The 20924-nt window shown below is 62.7% G+C and carries 20 protein-coding genes; 15 read left to right on the top strand and 5 right to left on the bottom strand.

The features are described 5' to 3' along the window. Window positions 1–3 precede the first annotated feature (3 nt). Genes ccoN through ASTEX_RS17080 form a run of 8 tightly spaced genes read left to right on the top strand, consistent with a single transcriptional unit; the run spans window position 4 to window position 7611 of the window. A complete protein-coding gene (ccoN, locus tag ASTEX_RS17105; RefSeq protein ID WP_013480888.1) occupies window positions 4–1500 on the top strand; it encodes a cytochrome-c oxidase, cbb3-type subunit I in 1497 nt (498 codons plus the stop codon). After that, window positions 1500–2255 carry a cytochrome-c oxidase, cbb3-type subunit II gene (gene ccoO, locus ASTEX_RS17100; protein ID WP_013480887.1) on the top strand — a complete coding sequence of 252 codons (756 nt, stop codon included), beginning with the start codon at window positions 1500–1502 and terminating at the stop codon, window positions 2253–2255. Before ccoN ends, ccoO begins: the two co-directional genes overlap by 1 nt. Continuing rightward, window positions 2252–2407, top strand: coding sequence for a cbb3-type cytochrome oxidase subunit 3 (locus tag ASTEX_RS20005; RefSeq protein ID WP_013480886.1), 156 nt, complete (start codon window positions 2252–2254; stop codon window positions 2405–2407). Before ccoO ends, ASTEX_RS20005 begins: the two co-directional genes overlap by 4 nt. Next, window positions 2400–3290 (top strand): cytochrome-c oxidase, cbb3-type subunit III, encoded by an 891-nt coding sequence (gene ccoP / locus ASTEX_RS17095; RefSeq protein ID WP_013480885.1) that lies wholly within the window; start codon window positions 2400–2402, stop codon window positions 3288–3290. The genes ASTEX_RS20005 and ccoP overlap by 8 nt, the downstream gene beginning before the upstream one ends. A gap of 56 nt (window positions 3291–3346) precedes the next feature. After that, entirely contained in the window at window positions 3347–4807 is a 1461-nt protein-coding gene (ccoG, locus tag ASTEX_RS17090; protein WP_013480884.1) for a cytochrome c oxidase accessory protein CcoG, read from the top strand. Then, window positions 4785–5291, top strand: a complete 507-nt coding sequence (locus ASTEX_RS19525; RefSeq protein WP_013480883.1) for a FixH family protein — start codon at window positions 4785–4787, stop codon at window positions 5289–5291. Before ccoG ends, ASTEX_RS19525 begins: the two co-directional genes overlap by 23 nt. 2 nt (window positions 5292–5293) lie before the next feature. Further along, window positions 5294–5440: a cbb3-type cytochrome oxidase assembly protein CcoS gene (gene ccoS / locus ASTEX_RS19705; RefSeq protein WP_013480882.1), complete on the top strand. Its 147-nt coding sequence runs from the start codon at window positions 5294–5296 to the stop codon at window positions 5438–5440. After that, window positions 5437–7611, top strand: a complete 2175-nt coding sequence (locus ASTEX_RS17080; RefSeq protein WP_013480881.1) for a heavy metal translocating P-type ATPase — start codon at window positions 5437–5439, stop codon at window positions 7609–7611. The genes ccoS and ASTEX_RS17080 overlap by 4 nt, the downstream gene beginning before the upstream one ends. A gap of 60 nt (window positions 7612–7671) precedes the next feature. Here the strand turns inward: ASTEX_RS17080 and ASTEX_RS17075 are convergent, their stop codons facing one another. The 4 genes from ASTEX_RS17075 to ASTEX_RS17060 all read right to left on the bottom strand — a co-directional run bounded on the left by ASTEX_RS17075 (window position 7672) and on the right by ASTEX_RS17060 (window position 12121). Beyond that, window positions 7672–9132, bottom strand: a complete 1461-nt coding sequence (locus ASTEX_RS17075) for a methyl-accepting chemotaxis protein (RefSeq protein ID WP_245532561.1) — start codon at window positions 9130–9132, stop codon at window positions 7672–7674. 203 nt (window positions 9133–9335) lie between these two features. After that, window positions 9336–10076 carry a helix-turn-helix transcriptional regulator gene (locus tag ASTEX_RS17070; protein WP_013480879.1) on the bottom strand — a complete coding sequence of 247 codons (741 nt, stop codon included), beginning with the start codon at window positions 10074–10076 and terminating at the stop codon, window positions 9336–9338. A gap of 121 nt (window positions 10077–10197) precedes the next feature. Further along, entirely contained in the window at window positions 10198–11331 is a 1134-nt protein-coding gene (locus tag ASTEX_RS17065; RefSeq protein WP_013480878.1) for an alpha/beta hydrolase, read from the bottom strand. 82 nt (window positions 11332–11413) lie between these two features. After that, window positions 11414–12121, bottom strand: coding sequence for a TetR/AcrR family transcriptional regulator (locus tag ASTEX_RS17060; RefSeq protein WP_013480877.1), 708 nt, complete (start codon window positions 12119–12121; stop codon window positions 11414–11416). A gap of 286 nt (window positions 12122–12407) precedes the next feature. On the opposite strand from ASTEX_RS17060, the gene ASTEX_RS17055 reads away from it, so the two are divergent. The 3 genes from ASTEX_RS17055 to ASTEX_RS17045 all read left to right on the top strand — a co-directional run bounded on the left by ASTEX_RS17055 (window position 12408) and on the right by ASTEX_RS17045 (window position 16968). Continuing rightward, window positions 12408–13298 carry an alpha/beta fold hydrolase gene (locus ASTEX_RS17055; protein ID WP_013480876.1) on the top strand — a complete coding sequence of 297 codons (891 nt, stop codon included), beginning with the start codon at window positions 12408–12410 and terminating at the stop codon, window positions 13296–13298. Between the two features lie 63 nt (window positions 13299–13361). Further along, window positions 13362–15623 (top strand): TonB-dependent receptor, encoded by a 2262-nt coding sequence (locus ASTEX_RS17050; RefSeq protein ID WP_013480875.1) that lies wholly within the window; start codon window positions 13362–13364, stop codon window positions 15621–15623. 79 nt (window positions 15624–15702) lie between these two features. Next, window positions 15703–16968: a spinster family MFS transporter gene (locus tag ASTEX_RS17045; protein ID WP_013480874.1), complete on the top strand. Its 1266-nt coding sequence runs from the start codon at window positions 15703–15705 to the stop codon at window positions 16966–16968. 4 nt (window positions 16969–16972) lie between these two features. On the opposite strand, the gene ASTEX_RS17040 is transcribed toward ASTEX_RS17045, so the two are convergent. After that, window positions 16973–17764, bottom strand: a complete 792-nt coding sequence (locus ASTEX_RS17040) for a 3-hydroxybutyrate dehydrogenase (RefSeq protein ID WP_013480873.1) — start codon at window positions 17762–17764, stop codon at window positions 16973–16975. A gap of 179 nt (window positions 17765–17943) precedes the next feature. Here ASTEX_RS17040 and ASTEX_RS17035 point away from each other — a divergent pair, with 179 nt between their 5' ends. The 4 genes from ASTEX_RS17035 (at window position 17944) to ASTEX_RS17020 (ending at window position 20888) form a co-directional block, all read left to right on the top strand. After that, on the top strand, window positions 17944–18651 hold the full coding sequence (locus ASTEX_RS17035) for a CoA transferase subunit A (RefSeq protein ID WP_013479020.1): 708 nt from the start codon (window positions 17944–17946) through the stop codon (window positions 18649–18651). Between the two features lie 2 nt (window positions 18652–18653). Continuing rightward, window positions 18654–19298: a 3-oxoacid CoA-transferase subunit B gene (locus ASTEX_RS17030; RefSeq protein ID WP_013479021.1), complete on the top strand. Its 645-nt coding sequence runs from the start codon at window positions 18654–18656 to the stop codon at window positions 19296–19298. Between the two features lie 74 nt (window positions 19299–19372). Next, window positions 19373–19948: an RNA polymerase sigma factor gene (locus tag ASTEX_RS17025; protein WP_013480872.1), complete on the top strand. Its 576-nt coding sequence runs from the start codon at window positions 19373–19375 to the stop codon at window positions 19946–19948. Continuing rightward, entirely contained in the window at window positions 19923–20888 is a 966-nt protein-coding gene (locus tag ASTEX_RS17020) for a FecR family protein (protein WP_013480871.1), read from the top strand. Before ASTEX_RS17025 ends, ASTEX_RS17020 begins: the two co-directional genes overlap by 26 nt. Window positions 20889–20924: the final 36 nt, after the last annotated feature.

Raw genomic sequence — 20924 nt, 5'->3', positions numbered from 1 at the left:
TTCATGTCACAAACCGCTATAGCCCCACCGCCAAAGGTCGCCCCCGCTGCCGCCGCCTCCCGGCCGGTCTATGACGAGACGATCCTCAAATACTTCACCATCGCCGCCATGTTCTGGGGCATAGCGGGCTTTGCCGTCGGCCTCCTGATCGCCGTGCAGATGGCCTTTCCCGACTTCAACATCCCGCCCTATCTGACCTTCGGGCGGTTGCGCCCGCTGCACACCTCGGCGGTGATTTTTGCCTTTGGCGGCAATGTGTTGTTTGCCACCTCCTACCACGTCGTGCAGCGCACCTGCCGCGCGCGCCTCTTCTCGGATGGTCTGAGCTGGTTCACCTTCTGGGGCTATCAGGCCTTCATCCTGATGGCGGGTCTCGGCTACGTCTTCGGCGTCACGCAGGGCAAGGAATATGCGGAGCCGGAATGGTATGCCGACCTGTGGCTGACCATCGTCTGGGTGGCCTATCTGATCAACTTCCTCGGCACCCTGTGGAAGCGTCAGGAAAAGCACATCTACGTCGCCAACTGGTTCTATCTGGCCTTTATCGTCACCGTGGCCATCCTGCACCTCGTCAACAACGTGTCGGTGCCCATCCAGATCGGCAGCGTCCACAGCTATTCGGCCTGGGCGGGCGTGCAGTCGGCCCTGATCCAGTGGTGGTACGGCCACAATGCGGTGGGCTTCTTCCTGACCGCCGGCTTCCTTGGCATCATGTATTACTACATCCCGAAGCAGGCCAACCGTCCGGTCTATTCCTATCGCCTGTCGATCATCCACTTCTGGGCGCTGATCTTCATCTATATCTGGGCCGGTCCGCACCACCTGCTCTACACCGCCCTGCCCGACTGGGCGCAGACTCTGGGCATGACCTTCTCCATCATCCTGTGGATGCCGTCCTGGGGCGGCATGATCAACGGCATGATGACCCTGTCGGGGGCGTGGCACAAACTGCGCGACGACCCGATCCTGCAATTCATGATCATCGCGCTGAGCTTCTACGGCATGTCCACCTTTGAGGGACCGCTGATGTCGATCAAGGCCGTCAACTCGCTGTCGCACTATACGGACTGGACCATCGGGCACGTCCATGCGGGCGCGCTGGGCTGGGTCGCCTTCATCTCATTCGGCGCCATCTACTATCTGGTGCCGCACCTGTGGAAGAAGCCCGGCATGTATTCGACGAAGCTGATCTCGCTGCACCTGTGGGTCGCGACCGTTGGCATCGTCGTCTACATCACCTCGATGTGGGTGGCCGGCATCATGCAGGGCCTGATGTGGCGCGCCTATAACGAGATGGGCTTCCTGACCTATTCGTTCGTCGAAACCGTCGCGGCCATGCACCCCTACTACATCATCCGCGCCATCGGGGGCCTTCTGTTCCTGCTGGGGGCGCTGATCATGGTCTTCAACATCTGGAAGACCATCGCCAGCCCCGACAGCGTCGCCTCGGAAACGGACACCCCCTCGCTGACCCCCGCCGCCCTGCCGGAGCACGTCTGATGCTGGAAAAACATAAAAAACTCGAACGCAACTCCATGCTCCTGCTGATCTTCACCGTCATTGCGGTGTCGATCGGCGGCATCATCGAGATCCTGCCACTGTTTCGCATGCAAACCACGATCGAGCCGGTCAAGGGCGTGCGTCCCTATACGCCGCTAGAGCTGATGGGGCAGGAAATCTACATCCGCGAAGGCTGCAACACCTGCCATTCGCAGCAGATCCGCCCCCTGCGCGATGAGCAGCAGCGCTATGGCCACTACTCGCTGGCAGCCGAAAGCATGTACGACCACCCCTTCGTCTGGGGCTCCAAGCGCACCGGGCCCGATCTGGCCCGCGTGGGTGGCAAGTATTCCGACGAATGGCACGTCGCGCACCTGAAAAACCCGCGCGCCGTGGTGCCAGAATCGATCATGCCCAGCTACGCCTTTCTGGCTGAAAAGCCCTATGGCGACTGGCGCATCAAAAAGCGCCTGAAGGTGCTTCAGTCGCTGGGCGTGCCCTATACGCAGGCCATGATCGACGAGGCGCAGAACGACTATGAGGCGCAGGCCAATCCCAACACCATTATCGACCCCAGCGGCCTTCAGGAACGCTATGGCGACAAGGTGGCGGTGCGCGATTTCGACGGCAATCCCGACGAGATCACCGAGATGGATGCCCTGATCGCCTATCTGCAAAAGCTGGGTACGGATGTCGATTTCTCGACCTACGACCCGGACTACGCCCTGAAACCGAAGACCGGAGCCGCCAAATGATGAACCTGTCGCTTATGGGCGGGCTCATCACGCTCGCCTTCACGCTCACCTTCCTCGGCATCGCCCTGTGGGCCTACTGGCCGAAGAACAAAGACGCGCTTCAGGCGCATCGCCTTATCCCCCTCCAAGACGAGGACACCGACCATGTCTGATGCGCCCGACCCCCACAAAGACATCGACTCCCACACCGGGGTCGAGACGACGGGCCACGAATGGGACGGCCTGAAGGAACTGAACAACCCCGCCCCGCGCTGGTGGCTGATCGTGTGGATGCTGACCATCGTCTGGGCCATCGGCTACTGGGTGGTCTATCCGTCCTGGCCGACGCTTAGCGGTCACACCAAGGGCATTGCCGGCTGGACCCAGTACGACAAGCTGAAGCACGAGCAGGCCGAGATCACGCAGCGTCAAAGCGGCTGGCTCGGTAAGTTCCACAAGGCGAGCTTTGCCGAAATCAAGCAGGACCCCGTCCTGTTTGAATTTGCCCGCGCCGGTGGTGAAGTGGTGTTCAAGGAAAACTGCGCCGCCTGTCACGGGGCGGGGGGCGAAGGCCGTCGCGGCTATCCCAACCTCAACGACGACGACTGGCTGTTCGGCGGCACCGCCGAAGACATATACAACACCATCAATGTCGGCTCGCATTCGACCCACCCGAACACGCACGCCGTGGCCATGCCCGCCTTTGGCGCCGTCATGGGCCGCGAAGGGATGCTGACCCCGGCCCAGATCGACGACGTGGCCACCTATGTGAGCTATCTGCGTCAGCCGGTGGCCTCGGCCGCCTTCACGCGCGGTCAGGCGGTGTTTCAGCAGAACTGCGTCAGCTGTCACGGCGAAGGCGGTATCGGCAACCGTCAGATGGGCGCCCCGCGCCTCAATGACGCCATCTGGCTCTATGGCGGCGACAAGGCCACCCTTGTCCAGACCATCACCAAGGGCCGCGCCGGCGTCATGCCGTCCTGGCAGTCGCGCATGTCCGACGATTCCCGCCGTCAGGTCGCCATCTACGTCCACAGTCTGGGCGGCGGTGAGTGACCCGTCCCCCCTCCCGGTGCGCCCCCACCGGGAGGTGGATTTTTTGAGTAAACACCATGTCCCTGTTTGAAACCGCCCGGAAAATCTACCCGCGCCGCGTCAAAGGCACCTTCCGGTCCCTGAAATGGCTGAGCATGATCGTCCTGCTCGGCCTCTACTACGCGGCCCCGTGGCTGCGCTGGGACCGCGGCCCGCACGTGCCGGATCAGGCCATACTGGTCGATCTGGTGGGGCAGCGCGGTTATTTCTTCGGCATCGAAATCTGGCCACAGGAGGTCTATCTGCTGGTCGGCGTGCTGATACTCGCCGCCATCGGCCTGTTCTTCGCCACGGCCCTGCTGGGCCGGGCGTGGTGCGGCTATGCCTGCCCGCAGACCGTGTGGACCGACCTGTTCGTATGGGTCGAACGCTTCGTGCAAGGCGACCGCAATGCGCGGCGCAAGCTGGACGAATGCGCGTGGACGCTCGAAAAGCTATGGAAAAAAGCGCTGACCCACCTGATCTGGCTGCTGATCGGGGCCGTCACCGGCGGGGCGTGGGTCTTCTATTTCAATGACGCGCCCACCCTCTTCAGCGACCTGTGGCATCTGGATGTGTCGTGGTCGGTGCTGGGCTGGATCATCGCCCTGACGCTTTCGACCTATTTCATGGCCGGCTTCGCGCGCGAAAACGTCTGCACCTATATGTGCCCTTATGCGCGCTTTCAGTCGGCCATGTTCGACAAGGACACCCTTATCATCACTTACGAGGCCGAACGTGGCGAACCGCGCGGCAAGCACAAGAAGGGGGAAAGCTGGGACGGCAAGGGCCACTGTATCGACTGTGATTCCTGCGTCATCGTCTGCCCCATGGGCATCGACATTCGTGATGGGCTTCAGATGCAGTGCATCTCGTGCGGCCTTTGCATCGACGCGTGCAACAGCGTGATGGACAAGATCGACCTGCCGCGCGGTCTGATCCGTTATGACACCGAGTCGAACCAGCGTCAGCGCCGCGAAGGCTATCGCACGCTCGATATCGCTCACCGTAAAAGCGGCAAGACCGTCGTGCCGCGGCAAAAGATGCGCTGGGTGCGGCCGCGCACCGTGGCCTATGCCCTGATCCTGTCGGTCGTGGGCAGCCTGATGCTGACCGCCATTGTGCTGCGCCCGCTGAGCGAACTAACGGTCAACCACGCCCGTGCCCCGCAGTTTGTGCGCCTGTCCGACGGCAGCGTGCGCAACAACTATCAGATCAAGATCCTGAACAAGTCGCACGACGATCGCGCCTATCGCCTCACCACACAGGGCCTGTCTCAGGCGCGAATGGAGGTGCTGGCCGCCGGAGACGAGACGGTCGAGACGCTGCACGTCCCGGCCAACAGCGTCGCCAGTTTCCGCGTGCGCGTCGATACGCCGGAGGCCACAACGCACGGCCGCAGCAACATCCGCTTCCTTTTATCTGACACCCGCAACTCTGCCCAAAACCTTGGCAACACTCCCGAAAGCGCCCGCCATGACAGCTACTTCATTCGCTGAGGCCAAACCCCTCTCTCAGGCCGAGATCGACCGCCGGCGCGGCCGCTTCGTGCCGTGGGTGATCGCGGCCTTTTTCCTCAGCTTCATGATCCCCCTGATCTGTTTCACGGTCATCGCCTTTCGCCATCAGCCCAGCGAGGTCACACCGCAGGCCTATGAAAAGGGGCTGGCCTATAACCAGACTCTGGAAGCCGCCGCTGCCCAGAAGGCGCTCGGCTGGCAGGTCACGCTCAGCCACACGGGCGGGCGGCTGAGGGTGCGGGCGCTCGACGCCAAGGGCGCGCCGCTGGACCGCGGGCAGGTCGAGGTGTGGCTGATCCACCCGGCGCAAAAGGCGCTGGACCGCCATCTGGTGCTCACGCCCGAAGGCCAGGGCGTTTATGCGACCACCGCCGCCCTGCCCTCCCCCAGCGTCTGGACGGCCCACATCACCGTGCAGGTGGCGGACCAGCAGATGCAGACGCGCGCGTTCGTGGAAAACTGATCGTGGACATTCTGATCCTTCTGGTGGCGGCGGCGGGTGTGCTGGCCCTGATTGCGGGGGCGGCCTTCATGTGGGCCCTGCGCAGCCAGCAGTTCGACGATCCGGAGATGCAGGCCGAGCGCATCCTGCACGACGATGACGAGCCATGACCGACACCCTGACCGATTACGGCTGCTACGTCACCGAAGAGGACGACGGCCATCAGGCGCTCTATCTGCGCGTCGAGGGGATGCGCTGTGCCGCCTGCGCGTGGAAGGTCGAAAGCACGCTCAATGCCTATGACGGCGTCAGTGCGCGCATGACCTACGCCACCCAGAGGCTGAAACTAGTGTGGGGCAAGGACGATTTTACCCCGCGCGCCAATGATCTGGCCGCTGCCGTCGAGGCGCTGGGCTTTTCCGTCGCTCCCTTCGACATTTCGAAAGCCAGCGAAGGGGCGAAGGCCGAAGAGAGCCTGCTGCTGCGTTGTCTCGCCGTGGCCGGGTTTGCCACCACCTTTGTCATGCTGTTTGCTGACGCCTTGTGGTTCAGCGATGACGCCTCGCTCAACGGGGCGACGCGCGACCTGATGCACTGGGCGATGGCGCTGGTCGCCCTGCCAACCACGCTTTATGCCGGTCGCCCCTTCTTCCGCAGTGCCATGGCGGCCCTCAGGCACGGCCGCAGCCATATGGACGTACCAATCAGCGTCGCCGTGTTGCTAACGGCAGGGATGAGCCTGTTCGAGACGATCCGCCACGGGCCGCACGTCTATTTCGACGCCTCGGTGATGCTGCTGTTCTTCCTGCTGATCGGGCGCTATCTCGACCTCAAGGCGCGCGGCAAGGCGCGTGAGGCCGCCGAGGGGCTGCTGGCCATGCTGGACGGCACGGCCACGGTGCGCGAAGGCGGCCAGGTACGTGCGTGCAAGATCAGTGACCTACGCCCCGGCATGACGCTTATAGTGGCCGCCGGTGAAAAAATCGCCGCCGACGCCACCCTGACGCGTGGCGCAACCGATGTCGATACCAGCCTGCTGACGGGTGAGACCCTGCCGCGCGCCGTCGGCCCCGGTGAGACGGTCTATGCGGGCACGATCAATGTCGCCGCCCCTGTGGAAGCCGTCATCACAGCGCCCTCCGAGAACAGCCTTCTGTCGCGCACCGTGGCCCTGATGGAGACGGCGGAACAGGGACAGGCGCGTTTTGTGCACATCGCCGACCGCGTGGCGGCCATCTATGCGCCAGTCGTGCATATCGTCGCCGCCCTGACCTTTGCCGGTTGGGCCCTGTGGGGGCATGGCGGCTGGCAGGACGCGCTGCTGAAGGCCATGGCCGTGCTGATCGTCACCTGCCCCTGCGCGCTGGGGCTGGCCGTGCCGGTGGCGCAGGTTCTGGCGTCCGGTCGATTGTTCCGGCGCGGCATCCTGCTGAAATCCGCGCGCGGGCTGGAGCGTCTGGCCGCCGCCGATACGGTCATCTTTGACAAGACCGGCACCCTGACGCGCGGCCAACCGATGTGGATGAACCCGTCGGCGCTGAACGAATACGAGACGCGGCTGGCTGTGGCGCTGGCGGCGCAAAGCCGTCACCCCCTGTCGCGCGCGCTCGTGCAGGCGCGGCCCGACCTCCCTGTCGCGCCCGCCTCGGTCGAAGACGTGCCCGGCTGCGGCCTGCGCGGTGAGGTGGAGGGTGAGCCGGTATGGCTGGGCAAGGCGGCTTGGCTGGGTATAGAGTCCACCGGCGACAGCGCCCCCGAACTGTGGTTCCGGCGGGGTACAAATGCCCCGGTACGTCTGGTGTTCGAAGACACGTTGCGGCTCGATGCGCGGCGCACCATCGACTCCCTGAAGGCGCACGGGCTCGACATATGGCTCCTGTCCGGCGACCGGCGCGTCGCGGCGGAACAGGTGACGGCGGAGCTGGGCATCGACACCTGTCACGCCGATCTGTCGCCGCTGGAAAAGCTAGCTACCGTGCAGCGCCTGCAAGCCGAGGGGCGCAAGGTGCTGATGGTCGGCGATGGGCTGAACGACGCGGCGGCCCTGTCGGCGGCAAGCGTCTCCATCTCCCCCGCGTCGGGCATGGACATCACGCAGAACGCCGCCGACCTTGTGTTTCGCGGCGACAGCCTGTGGCCCGTGGCCGAGGCGCTGCGTGTGGCCGAACGCACCGGGCGCATCGTCACGCAGAATTTCGTCCTGTCGTTTGGTTATAATCTGATAGCGGTCCCGCTGGCCGTGGGCGGCTGGGTGACGCCGCTGATCGCCGCGATTGCCATGTCGGCCTCGTCGCTGGTCGTGGTGGCCAATGCGTTTCGATTGAAGTTCCCCGGACGCTGAACGCACGAAACCGCCCGTCGCCGGGCGGCCTCTTTACGCTGACTGTACGCTTACTAAAACCTACGCCACCAGGGCTTCGACATTTTCCTTCACCTCTTCAGAGGCTTGCGTCACGTCGTTAAAGGTGGTGCTCAGGTGGCTGAGCTTTTGATCGATCTCGTGCACGGCGGTCACCGCGGCCTGCATATTGCCTGATATTTCGGCGCTGACGGCGTTTTGCTGCTCGATGGCCGAGGCGACACCGGCGACATTGTCCATCACCGCCGTCATGCTGGAGGTAATAATGCCCAGCGCGCCGACCACCTCGGTCGTCACCGTTTGCATACTGGCGATTTCTTTCGAGATGGTCTCCGTGGAGCGCGCCGCCTGATTGGCCAGCGATTTGACCTCAGACGCCACGACGGCAAAGCCCCGGCCCGCTTCGCCCGCGCGCGCCGACTCGATGGTGGCATTGAGCGCAAGCAGATTGATCTGGCTGGCGATTTCACGGATCATCTCGACCACATTGTTCATCGAGGCGGCGGACTGGTTGAGCGCGCTGGCCGAGTGTCCGGCGTCTTCGGCATGGCGGAAGATACCTTCGACGCTCTCGCGCGCCTGACCCATATTGCCGGCAATTTCCTTAACGCTGGCGCTCAGTTCTTCCGACGCCGCCGCCACCGCATTGACCACCGAACCGGTTTCCGTCGAGGCCGTGGAGGCAACCGCCGCCATCTGCGTCGCTTCGACCATCTGTTTGACCACGCCGTTCAGCTGACGATCCACTTCGCGACTCAGTTGTTCATTGCGCAGACGTCGCTTGACGGCTTCGGTGGTGTCTGTGGCGAACTTGACCACCTTGATAACCGCGCCGGTGTCGTCAAAGACGGGATTATACGAGGCTTGAATATAGACCTCCTTGCCGCCCTTGCCGAGACGGCGGTACTCGGCTGCCTGAAACTCACCGTGGGCCAGCCGCTCCCAGAACTGACGGTATTCCGGCGATTGTGCGTATTGCGGTTCGCAGAAGAGGCGGTGGTGCTGACCGACGATCTCGTTCAGGCTATAGCCCAGGGTCTTGAGAAAATTGTCATTGGCGGTCACAATCTCGCCCTGCGGCGTGAATTCGATGACCGCCTGCGCGCGGGAAATGGCTTCGACCTTGCCTGCGTGATCGAGGGATCTCGCCTTGGCCTCGCTGATGTCAGCGGCGATTTTCAGGACGCGCACGACCTTGCCGCTTCTGTCCTTGACGGGGTTATAACTGGCCTGAAGCCAGACGATCTTGCCATTATTGCCGATGCGCTTAAATTCGCCCGCCTGAAAGCGTCCGGCAGCCAGATCGCTCCAGAAATGGCGATAGGCCTCCGACCGCACATAGTCGGGCAGACAGAAGAGACGGTGATGCTGACCGATGATCTCTCTCTCGCTATAGCCCACGGCCGCCAGAAAATTGGCATTGGCCGAAATAATCTTGCCGTCCGGTGTGAACTGGATGATCGCCTGCGACGTATCCAACGCGTCAATTACAGCTTTATCCAAGCTGGTGTTTGAACCGAAAAACACTTTAATCCACCCTATCCTTGTGCGGACATGGCATCCGCTCAGCCTCAATTTACCGCCGCTTCAAAGCTCTTTCCGGCCTCTGATGCATCACTGAGTCTAATTTTGGGGCACAAACCTTAATGCCACGATAACGCCATTATAGTTAGTGGGGTCTTTACGTCTCGCTATATGGGTACCGCTCAGGCGATCACCTTACGGCGTAAGGCTTCGGCCACCGCATGGGTGCGACCGCGCACGCCCATCTTCTTCGCCGCCGACTTGGCATAGGTATAGATGGTATCGGTGGTATAGCCAGTCACCTGATGAATGGCGGGCACTTCAAGGCCGTCGGCAAAGTGTTTGAGGCAGGCCAGTTCGCCATCGGACAGGCCCAAATGCTGATTCATGGCCCTGAGAAGCTGATCCGACAGTTCGGCATGCACCACGCGCGTCGTCATTTCGAGGATGAATTTTTCGTGATCACTAAACGGCGTGCTCCGGCAGAAGGTCACGCCACCAAAGCGCTGTTCGCCATTGAAGAAACCAACGGCACTGCGCGCCGTGATGTCGAACCGCCGCTCCAGTTGCCGGATGCGCTCGACGCCGGGGCCGGTCAGAACATCCGGCCCCAGATCATGCCAGCTGCCCCAATGCCGCTCCGCCGTCATCAGGTAGGACATCGGGTCCTGATGATAGAGCTTTTCAGTGAGGAACAAACGGATAAACTCTTCCGGCATATCCGAAGCCAGCATAACGCCGCGACCGACCCCCAGCCCGAAAAAGGCAAGACCGGACATGGCGAAGCTGTCGAAAGGTACAATCTGACGCAGGATTTCCATGAGCGGGTGTCGCGCGTGGGTGCGCCCGAACTGATTGGCGATCACTTCCATCGCCGCCTGCCGGGCAGGGTCCGCGACGCGCTTTGAAATATAGCTAGGCATGTCCTGTCCGATTCGAAGAAAAACCAGTCCGGTTACACTTATACCGCGAACACGACTTTGCAATCGTCAGCGCCATCAAATCCACGATCCTATCCCGCGGGAATAAACTCTGACGTCAGAGCTATTTCCGGGTTTGCCCAAACAGCGTCGCCGACTCCGTCTGCGCCTTTTGCGCGTCGGGCACGTAGGCTGTGGTTTGCAGGAAGGCGTGGATCAGGCTGGGGTAGTGCAAGCGTTTGACCGCCACCCCCGCCCCGCTCAGCTTATCGGCAAAGGCGCGCTGCGAGTCTTTCAGCGGATCGAAACCGGCAGTGACGACCACCGTGGCGGGCAGGCCTTTCAGATCGGCTTGCATCGGCGAAGCGTCTTCGGCGGGGGGCGTGCTGCCCGCCGGATAGACCTGCGCCGCCAGATAGTCCAGACTATCGGCATCGAGGCCGTAACCGCTGCCCAGCTCCGTCATCGACGGGTAGCTGTTCATGCGATCCACCCCCGGATAGTAGAGCAGAAGCCCCGTCGGACGGACTGTCGCCTTTTTCTGTTTCAGCGCCACCGACAGGGCCAGTGTGCCCCCGGCGCTGTCGCCGCCAAGACTGAGGCGTTTGACATCACCGCCGAACTCGGCCGCGTGCGCCGCCACCCATTTCCAGGCGTCTTCGGCGTCCTGATGCGCCGCCGGGTACGGGTGTTCGGGGGCCAGACGGTAGCCGGGGGCGACCACGATCATCTTCAGGTCGCGCGCCAGCGCCCGCAGGCTGGGGTCAAAGGCGTTCAGGCTGCCGAACATGAAACCGCCACCGTGATAATAGACCAGAACCGGGGCGGATTTGACGCCCTGCAAGGCCGCCGGGACGAAGATACGCACAGGCATGTCGCCGCTGCGCGTGGGGAGGGTGCGGTCGCTGGCCAGCACCCCTTCGACCGGCGCGGTGCGCGTCGCCCAGTAACGGTCGAGCGCGGCGCGTGTGGCCTTGCGACCGGCCTCGCTGGCATAGACGGCGCGCATCTGCGCCTTGACCGCCGGTGTCGCCGCCGGTCGCGTCACATTTTCCAGCACATATTGCAGTCGCGGGTCCAGCGCGTGTCCCTCAGACACTTCGCGCGGCCCTTTGAGGTGGGCGATAAACCACGCCTCATCCTGCTGCATGAAGGCCACGGCCTGCGCTTCCACAGGCGTCGGCACGATGGGTTCAGCCGCCAGCGGCGTGGTCATAAGGCAGGCTCCGACGGTCAGAACAGGCAGCAGGCGTTTCATGTGGCGTCTCCCGGTGTTGTTTTATAGGGAGCATGACCGCATCCCCTGCCGGGCGCAACGAGAAATTCAACAGCCGTGGAACTTACGGCGTGACGGCCGCCTTTGCGCGGTCTTCCATGGCCTGAAATGCCCCCAGATTGAAGCTGATCAGGTGCTCATAGGCGTCTTCGGCGTCGTCCGAGCGGCACAGGCCGTTCGACAGGTGGTCGATGCGCCCGGTCGAGGCCATGGTCAGGGTCAGGGCTCCCGACAGGCAGTGATAGCCCCAGTACAGCTCACGGTCCGCGACGTGCGGCAGGACGCGGCGCAGGGCGTCGATAAATTTGAGGATCAGGCGGTCGAAATGCGTGGTCATCATCGGGGCCAGCACGCCCGACGAATTGACCTGCGCCACCAGCCGGCAATAGTTGCGAAAGCCCGGATCGGCGGCGGCGTGCATGGTCTGCACCGGCACGATAAAGGCGCGCAGAATGGACTCCAGGGTGGGGGCCTCTGCGCTCTCCATCACCAGGCGCAGGGCCGCCTCACGCCGGTCATTGAGCACCAAAGCCCGCCGCCCGAACACCGCGTCATAGAGACCTTGTTTGGACTCGAAATAATAGTTGGGCAGGGCGACATCGACGCCCGCCGCCTGCGCCACCTGACGCACTGTCACCCCGTCAAAACCGTGCTGTGAAAACAGGGCCTCGGCCGCATCCAGCACCAGATCGCGGCGCGACGGCGCATCCGACACCTTGCGGCGGCCTTTGGGGCTTTTGACGGTCGGTTCAGGGGCAGAGTCGGGCGGCATGTATCCACAGGATGAGATTCGACAATGGCTCCGTCTAACACAGGCACACAGATGGCGAAAAGGAAAACGTTTGCCCTGCGTTCGTCTGCGAAAGCCCCGCTCCGCATCCCTCACCCGGCGAAAGACAAGCCAAATCAAGTGCGCCGATTTGGCCACATCAGGGTTAATTTCAACGGAAATTGAATTTAGCGGCTTGACATTCAACGGCCGTTGAAAAATTCTCAGACGACCGGTCCACACCAAGAGACCGGACCTACACGGGAAAAACAACACAGGACACAATGCCATGTCGGCAGGGTTAACCTACGACGACGTGACCTATCGCAGCGGCGCGGATTCGCTGGGCAGTGGACGCCTGAGCCTCCATGCCCGCGACTATAATCCGAAGACTGAGCGCGTGGTCATCTGCCTGCACGGCCTGACGCGCAACAGCGCCGATTTCGAACCGCTGATGGCTAGCCTGCCCGCCGATCATCGCTTTATCATTCCGGATCAACGGGGGCGCGGGCGCTCAGACTACGACAGTGAACCCGCACACTATGCGCTGGGCGTCTATGTGCAGGACATGCTGACCCTGATGGCGCATTTAGGGATCGAACGCGCCACCTTTATCGGTACGTCTATGGGCGGGCTGATCTCGTTGCTGCTGGCCGCCACCGCGCCGCAGCGCGTGCGCGGTATCGTCCTCAACGATATTGGTCCGAAGCTGTCGCCCGAAGGGCTGGAGCGCATTCGCGGTTATGTCGGCAAAGGGAAGCCCGTCACCAACTGGGCCGATGCGGCGGAAAACACCCGCCTGATCAATGCCGACGCCTTCCCCGGTTTCGGTCCGGATGACTGGCTGGCCTTTGCGCGCCGCACCCATGTCGAGGTCGAAGGCCGCCCCGTCCCGGCCTATGATCCGGCCATCGCGGCGGGCATGGCACCGGGCAGTCAGGCCGTCGCCCCGCCCGAACTGTGGGACCTGTGGGCGGGGCTGAAAGACATCCCCATCCTGGCTCTGCGCGGGGCCTTGTCTGATCTTTTGTCGGCAGAGACCTTGCAGCGCATGGGCGACACCCACCCGCAGACGCGCACCGTCACCGTGCCCGACCGGGGCCACGCGCCTCTGCTGGACGAACCCGTGGCCCTGTCGGCCATCCATGCCTTTTTGCGGGAACAGGCCCTGCGCCCCTGATCCGGGCGTCGGCCACTGCCGTCTCAAGTACGCGTTTCAACTATAATTTTACAGGGAAACCCCATGAAACAGACCTTCAAACCCTTGCTGATGGCCTCTGTGGCCAGCCTCGGCACGCTTCTGGCCCTCGCCGCGCCGCAGGCCTTTGCCCAAACCGCCCCACCCGCCGCCTCGGCCGATGAGGTGACCGACGTCGTCGTCACCGCCCGCCGCCGCGCCGAAACCCTGAAAGACGTGCCGATCGCCGTCTCCACCTTCTCGTCGGCCAAGCTGGACCAGACCGGCGCGCAGGACATCACCGCGCTCCAGCAGCAGGCCCCCAACATGACGCTTCAGGTGGCGCGCGGCTCCAACTCGACCCTGATTGCCTTTATCCGCGGCGTCGGTCAGCAGGACCCGCTGTGGGGCTTTGAACCCGGCGTCGGCCTCTATGTCGATGACGTCTATGTGGCGCGTCCGCAAGGTGCCGTGCTCGACATCTATGACGTGCAGCGCGTCGAAGTGCTGCGCGGCCCGCAAGGCACCCTCTATGGCCGCAACACCATCGGCGGCGCCATCAAATACGTCACCAAACCGCTGGACATGACCTCGCCTACCTTCATGGCGCGCGGTTCGCTGGGCAGCTATAATCAGCGCGACCTCGTTCTGACCGGCTCGATCCCCCTGACGGATCAGTTCGCCGTCGGTGCGGCGATTGCCAAATATAACCGCGACGGCTTCGGCAAGAACCTGTTCACCGGCGCTGAGCACTACAACAAGGACGTCACCGCCGTCCGCCTGAGCGCCGAATACAACCCGACGGACAAGCTGTCTCTGCGTCTGGCCTATGACCGCACGCAGGACGATTCCAATGCCCGTCACGGCCACCGCGAAACCCCGGCCCTGAACTCGGTCGGTGGCCCGCTGTACACCGGCACTCAGACTGTTTGGAACACGCCCCCGGCCGATCCCTATGATACCTATGCGGGTCTGGGTGACAAGAATAAGGTCGAAACCGACGGCGTGTCGCTGACGGCGGAATATAAGGTCTCGGACACACTGACCTTCAAGTCGATCTCGGCCGTGCGTTCGGGCGAAACAGCGACCAAGATCGACTTCGACAACACGCCGGGCGGCTTTATGGACGTGCCGGCCAAGTACGAAGACACGCAGGCCACGCAGGAGCTTCAGTTCACCTATGGCGGTGAGCGCTGGTCGTGGGTGGCCGGCCTCTTCTATCTCAACAGCACAGCATCGGGTGCGTTTGACACCACCATCCTCGGCAATCTGGCCACCACCCTGACCCAGGGCAAGGTGCGCACCAACTCCATCGCCGCCTTTGCCGACTTTAACTACAAGCTGACGGACAAGTGGTCGTTGTCGTTCGGGGGCCGCTACACCAAGGACAACAAGCGCGGCACCGTCTATCGCGCCAACTATGCCGGGGCCCCCTCGCCTGTCTTCGGCGGCACAGGAGCCGTGACCCTGCTGCGCTCGAACTACTCCAACGACAAATCGTTCGACAAGTTCACGCCGCGCGTCTCGCTGTCCTACGCCTTTAGCCCGGCCCTGACCGGCTATGCGGCCATCTCCGAAGGCTTCAAATCGGGCGGGTTCGACATGCGCGGCGACGTCATCCTGACGCCCTCGACCGTCAATGGCTACAACCCGGAAACCGTTCTCAGCAAGGAAATCGGCCTGAAAGGCACCACCTTTGACGGCCTGATGAACTTTACCTTCGCCGTCTTCGATTCAAAGTATGACGACATGCAGATCACGCGTCAGACCCCGGTGGGCGCGACAGTGGCGTCTCAGGTCGAAAACGCCGGTAAGGCGTCGATCCGCGGCGCGGAATTCGAAGGCACGCTGCGCTTCTCGGACAAGCTGACCGGCAACTTCGCTCTCGGCTATACGGGCGCAGATTTCGACGAATTCATCAGCTACAACGTGCTGACCGCGTCTTATGTCAATCTGGCCGGGGTCTATAAGTTCCAGATGACGCCGGAATGGACCAACAATTTCGGCCTGACCTATAAGACGGACGCCTTTGGTGGCTCGCTAGTGGTGTCGCCGCAGGCCAGCTACCGCTCCGACATGCAGATGTTCGAAGCGGCCAATGCCGCCCTCGATCAGAAGGCCTACTGGCTCTATGATATGGGCGTCACCTGGACCGCGCCGGGTGCCAAGTACAAGGTCGGCCTCTATGGCCGCAACCTCGGCGATGAGCGCTACCGCACGGGCGGCTATAACTTCCCCAGCAGCGTCTCGCCGCTGTTCGGCAACTCGGTGTCGGCCTTCTACGGCGCGCCGCGTACCGTGACGCTTACTCTGGAATATCGTTACTAGACAATAGATTAAGGTCTGTATCCTGACCTCTCCCCCGTGGCACCCTACGGGGGAGAGGTTCCTTTTTCCAAGGTTTCCAATGTCCAGCCCCACCCCCGACGCGGCCCCGATCAAGGGGCGTTATCTGGCCCTGTTTGCCTTGATCGTCGTCTATACGTTCAACTTCCTCGACCGGCAGATCATCTCGATCCTGAAAGACCCCATCGCGCAGGAACTGGGCCTCAGTGATACGCAACTGGGGCTGATGGGGGGGCTGGCCTTTGCGCTGCTCTATACCACCCTGGCCATTCCGGTGGCCTGGCTGGCCGACCGCACCTCGCGCGTGTGGATCATGACCACAGCCCTGGCCGTCTGGTCCGGCTTTACCGCCCTGTGCGGTCTGGCGCACAACTTCACCCATCTGTTTATCGCCCGCATGGGCGTCGGCGTCGGCGAAGCGGGCGGCGTCGCCCCCGCCTACAGCCTGATTGCCGACTATTTCCCGCCCAAACAGCGGGCCAAGGCGCTGGCCATCTATTCGTTCGGGATCCCGGTCGGCTCCGCCGCCGGCGTGCTGTTCGGCGGGCTTTTGGCGGCGAAGGTGGACTGGCGCTTTGCCTTTATTGCCATCGGGCTGGCGGGCATTCTGATCGCGCCGCTGTTCCGCCTGATGGTCAAGGACCCGCCGCGCGGGCGTTATGACGCCACTGCGGGCAAGCCGCTGGGCTTTATCGCCGCGTGCAGGCTGGCCTTTGCCAAGCCGACCTTCTGGCTCCTGTCGTTCGGTGCCGCTTGTTCGTCCATGGTCTCCTACGGCTTCATGTACTGGCTGCCGACCTTCCTGTCGCGCTCGCTGCACCTCGACCTCGTGTCGCGCTCGTGGTTTCTGGCGGCGCTGCTGTTCATCGGCGGCGTGGCCGGCATGGCGCTGGGCGGGGTTCTGGGCGACAAGCTGGGGCAAAAGTCAAAGCGCGCCTATCCGCTGATCCCCTGCGTGGCCTTTGTCATCTCGGTGCCGCTCTATGCACTGGGCGTGCTGGCCACCACGGCGGAGACGGCCTTTGCCCTGTTCCTGCTGCCGCAGGCGCTGGGCCTGATGTGGCTGGGGCCGGTGCTGACGGCGGTTCAGCATCTGGGCCCGGGCCATTCGCGCACCATGATTTCGTCGCTGTTCCTGCTGATCAACAACTTGATCGGCATTGCGGTGGGGACGTGGTTCTTCGGCGCGGCCTCGGACTATCTGAAGCCCCTCTATGGCGACGCCTCGATCAAGTACGCCTTTCTGGCGGGCCTGAGCTTCTACGTGATGGCGGCGATCCTTCTATTCTTCGCCTCGCTGCGCATCCGCCGCGACTGGGTGGATTAATAGCCTATTGCGCGGTCCATCCCCCGTCGATGGGGATGGCCGTGCCTGTCACATTGTGGGCCAGAGGCGAGGACAGCCACAGGGCCAGCGCCGCGATTTCTTCCGGGGCGCTCATGCGTTGCGAGGGCTGTTTTTCAGCCAGAAGCGCGGCAATCCCTGCCTGACGATCACCCCCTTCAGCCGCAGCGCGCGCCTGTATCTGCGGTTCGATCAGGGCCGTCTCGGTCCAGCCGGGGCACAGGCAATTAATGGTCACGCCGCTGCACGCATATTCGAGAGCCGCCACCTTGGACAGGCCGACGAGTCCGAATTTCGAAGCCACATAGGGCCCCTTCTCCACCGAGGCCACAAGGCCGTGCACCGAAGCGATATTGATGACGCGCCCGAAGCCGCGCGCCGCCATGCGCGGCAAGGCATAGCGCATGGTTGCCATGGCCGCCGTCAGATTGACCGACAACACCATATCCCAGGTCGCATCATCTATCTGAGCAAAGGGCAGGGTCTTCTGCACCCCGGCATTGTTGATCACTATGTCGATGCCGCCGCCCCAATCCCACACCGCCGCCATCAGGCCGTCAATGGCCGTCCGGTCGCGCAGATCCCCTTCGAAAAAGCGCACCTGCGCCCCCAGACGGCGGATATGATCGGTGGCGGCATCGACTTGCTGCGGCGTGGCCAGCCCATGCAGGGCGATATTGGCCCCGGCTCTGGCAAAGGCTTCGGCTATGGCCAGCCCGATGCCCTGAACGGAGCCGCTGATCAGCGCGGTCCGCCCGCGAAGAGACCCGTCCGTCATGATGAAACTCCCTGTATTTTGGCCCTCTTTGCGTTGTGGCGGGGCTTCGGGCTTAACTATCGGCGGGCCGTCACAGGGGGTCAATAAAAAATTCAACAAATGATGAATTTTTTATTCGCAGGGTGATGACAAATCGTGACGGAGTGCGTAGGAATGACCCAAAAACACGGGAGAGACCGATGCCGTCGAAGATATATTCGGACGCGAAGAGTGCGCTGGAGGGGCTGACGTTTGACGGGATGACGGTGATGGCCGGGGGCTTTGGCCTTTGCGGTATCCCGGAGAACCTGATCGGAGCCCTGCGCGACACGGGCGTGACCGGGATCACCGCCATTTCCAACAATGCCGGGGTCGATGGCTTCGGGCTGGGGATGCTGCTCAATACGCGTCAGATCAAAAAGATGATCTCGTCCTATGTCGGCGAAAACAAGGAGTTCGAGCGGCAGTACCTGGCGGGCGAGCTGGAGCTGGAGTTCAATCCGCAGGGCACCCTGGCGGAACGGATTCGGGCCGGCGGAGCCGGGATTCCGGGCTTCTATACCGCCACCGGCGTTGGCACGCTGGTTGCCGAAGGCAAGGAGCTGAAAGAGTTCAACGGGAAGACCTTTGTTCTTGAGACGGGATTGGTCGCCGACCTCTCCATCGTCAAGGCGTGGAAAGCCGATGAACGCGGCAATCTGATTTTCCGCAAGACGGCGCGCAATTTCAACCCGATGATGGCCACCGCCGGCAAGGTCTGCGTCGCCGAGGTCGAGGAGATCGTGCCGGTGGGGTCGCTCGATCCCGACTGCATCCATACGCCAGGCATATATGTCGATCGCCTGATCAAAGGCACGTTTGAAAAGCGGATCGAACAGCGCACCGTGCGTCAGAGACAAGGAGCCTGATCATGCCCTGGACACGTGACCAACTCGCTGAGCGCGCCGCTAAAGAACTTCAGGACGGTTTCTACGTCAATCTGGGCATTGGCATCCCGACCCTGGTAGCCAACCACATCCCGCAGGGCATGACCGTCACCTTTCAGTCAGAAAACGGTATGCTGGGCATGGGCCCCTTCCCCTATGAGGATGAGGTCGACCCCGACCTGATCAATGCGGGCAAGCAGACCATCACCGAACTGCCCGAAACAAGCTATTTCTCGTCGTCGGACTCGTTCGCCATGATCCGCGGCGGCCATATCGACCTGACCATTCTGGGAGCGATGGAGGTCGGCGAAAACGGCGACATCGCCAACTGGATGATCCCGGGCAAGCTGGTCAAGGGCATGGGCGGGGCGATGGACCTCGTCGCCGGGGTGCAAAAGGTCGTGGTCGTTATGGAACACGCCAACAAACACGGCGAATCCAAAGTGCTGAAACGCTGCGACCTGCCCCTGACCGGAGCCGGCGTGGTCGATCTGATCATCTCGACTTTGGGGGTATTCGAGGTCAAGCCCGATGGCTCAGGCCTTATCCTGGTCGAACTGGCCCCCGATGTGACACTCGAATACATCGCCGCCCAGACACAGGCCTCCTACGAGGTGGCGCTGCGCTAAGGGTAATTTCCCAAAAAGGGAACTTAAATTTACGGAAGTCGTCCGCTCAGGCATCATAGTATCGGGAGGCCTGAATGGAGTCCGCGCCGGATCACATTATTCACTGGGTGGCTTCGCAGATCCTGCCTCATGAGGCGGATGTGCGGGCATGGCTGATGCGTGCCCGGTTGGGGCGTGACGACGCCGAGGATATTCTTCAGGAATCCTACTGCCGCATGGCGGAACTGAGCCATATCGAGCACATTACCTCGCCCCGCGCCTACTTTTTCACGGTGGCACGAAATATCGCTCTGATGCGGCTGAGGCGGGCGCGCATCGTGCGTATCGAAAGTGTGGACGAAATTGACCGGCTGGAGGTCATGAGCGACCTGCCCTCGCCGGAGCAGGTCAGCGTTGCCCGGTCCGATCTGGCGCGTCTGAAGCGGGTGATCGCCACCCTGCCCGCGCGCTGCCGTCGGGTGTTCGAAATGCGCAAGATCGAAGGTCTGCCGCAAAAGGAAATCGCCCGCCGTATGGGCCTGAGTGAGCATATGGTGGAAAATGACGCCGCCAAGGCGCTGCGTCTGATCATGAAGGCAATGGCCGAAGACGAACCCCGTCTCCAGCCCCGAAAGGAGTTTATGCGTGGCACCGACGCCGGTCGAAACTAGCGAGCAGATCGAGCGCGCCGCCAGCCTGTGGGCGGTCAAGCCACGTCCGCTCTCGCCGGAGGACGCGGCGGCGCTGAACGCATGGCTGGCCGGTGATCCGCGGCGGCGCGGGGCGCTGCTGCGCGCGGAGGCCGGCTGGCACAGCCTGTCACGCGCGCAGGCGCTGGGGCCGTCCGCACAGTGGCAGGACAAGGCCGCCCGTCTGTTCCCCCTCCCGTCACGCCGGCGTCTTCTGACCGCTGCGGCGGCCGGCGGCGGGCTGATCGCCGCCAGTCTTCTGGCCGTCTTTGCCCTGCGGCAGGACGAGGCCATAACCCATATGGGCGAAATCCGCCGACTGCCCATGAGCGACGGTTCGATCGCCACACTGAATACCGATAGCCGTCTGCGCATCGACATGGCCGAAAGCGAGCGCCGTATCGAGCTAATCGAGGGCGAGGCGTGGTTCAAGGTGGCGCACAACCGCCAGCGCCCGTTTATTGTCACCGCTGGTCAGAGCCGCATCAAGGCCGTCGGCACTGCCTTTTCGGTCAAAAAGCACCCTGACGGGGTTGAGGTGCTGGTGACCGAGGGCACGGTGCAGGCCTGGTCGGTGGCCGATGGTCGCAAGGCCGCCCTGCTGCACGCCGGGGAACGCACCGTCCTGCGTGAGCATCAGCCGGTCAAGATCGTCCACGCCCCTGACGCCATCGACAGCGATCTGGCGTGGCGCGAAGGGCAGATTGCGCTGAACGGCAAGACTCTGTCGCAGGTGGCGGCGGAGTTCAATCGGTATAACCGCATCCAGATCGTCATTGAGGACGAGGCTCTGGGGCGCGAGCGCCTGATTGGACGGCTTAGCGCTAATGATCCGGAGGCCTTCTCCGGAGCCGTGGTCGAAGCTTTCGGCGCAAATATCCACAAGACTGACAAGGCCATCCTGATCGGTAAAAAAAAATAAATACGCCGCATACGGAACTCCGTTTGCCAGACATCG

This window comes from Asticcacaulis excentricus CB 48 (assembly GCF_000175215.2).
Classification (GTDB): Bacteria; Pseudomonadota; Alphaproteobacteria; order Caulobacterales; family Caulobacteraceae; genus Asticcacaulis; species Asticcacaulis excentricus.
This window is presented reverse-complemented; position numbering and strand designations above follow the sequence as displayed.

Bases quoted from the DNA above. Each gene is read 5' to 3' on its own strand.
- ccoP (WP_013480885.1), top strand. From the start codon at position 2,400: ATGTCTGATGCGCCCGACCCCCACAAAGACATCGACTCCCACACCGGG.
- ASTEX_RS17040 (WP_013480873.1), bottom strand. From the start codon at position 17,764: ATGACGGACGGGTCTCTTCGCGGGCGGACCGCGCTGATCAGCGGCTCC.
- ASTEX_RS17080 (WP_013480881.1), top strand. From the start codon at position 5,437: ATGACCGACACCCTGACCGATTACGGCTGCTACGTCACCGAAGAGGAC.
- ASTEX_RS17025 (WP_013480872.1), top strand. From the start codon at position 19,373: ATGGAGTCCGCGCCGGATCACATTATTCACTGGGTGGCTTCGCAGATC.
- ASTEX_RS17070 (WP_013480879.1), bottom strand. From the start codon at position 10,076: ATGCCTAGCTATATTTCAAAGCGCGTCGCGGACCCTGCCCGGCAGGCG.
- ASTEX_RS17060 (WP_013480877.1), bottom strand. From the start codon at position 12,121: ATGCCGCCCGACTCTGCCCCTGAACCGACCGTCAAAAGCCCCAAAGGC.
- ccoO (WP_013480887.1), top strand. From the start codon at position 1,500: ATGCTGGAAAAACATAAAAAACTCGAACGCAACTCCATGCTCCTGCTG.
- ASTEX_RS17065 (WP_013480878.1), bottom strand. From the start codon at position 11,331: ATGAAACGCCTGCTGCCTGTTCTGACCGTCGGAGCCTGCCTTATGACC.
- ccoG (WP_013480884.1), top strand. From the start codon at position 3,347: ATGTCCCTGTTTGAAACCGCCCGGAAAATCTACCCGCGCCGCGTCAAA.
- ccoN (WP_013480888.1), top strand. From the start codon at position 4: ATGTCACAAACCGCTATAGCCCCACCGCCAAAGGTCGCCCCCGCTGCC.
- ASTEX_RS20005 (WP_013480886.1), top strand. From the start codon at position 2,252: ATGATGAACCTGTCGCTTATGGGCGGGCTCATCACGCTCGCCTTCACG.
- ASTEX_RS17050 (WP_013480875.1), top strand. From the start codon at position 13,362: ATGAAACAGACCTTCAAACCCTTGCTGATGGCCTCTGTGGCCAGCCTC.
- ASTEX_RS17045 (WP_013480874.1), top strand. From the start codon at position 15,703: ATGTCCAGCCCCACCCCCGACGCGGCCCCGATCAAGGGGCGTTATCTG.
- ASTEX_RS17035 (WP_013479020.1), top strand. From the start codon at position 17,944: ATGCCGTCGAAGATATATTCGGACGCGAAGAGTGCGCTGGAGGGGCTG.
- ASTEX_RS17055 (WP_013480876.1), top strand. From the start codon at position 12,408: ATGTCGGCAGGGTTAACCTACGACGACGTGACCTATCGCAGCGGCGCG.
- ASTEX_RS19525 (WP_013480883.1), top strand. From the start codon at position 4,785: ATGACAGCTACTTCATTCGCTGAGGCCAAACCCCTCTCTCAGGCCGAG.
- ASTEX_RS17030 (WP_013479021.1), top strand. From the start codon at position 18,654: ATGCCCTGGACACGTGACCAACTCGCTGAGCGCGCCGCTAAAGAACTT.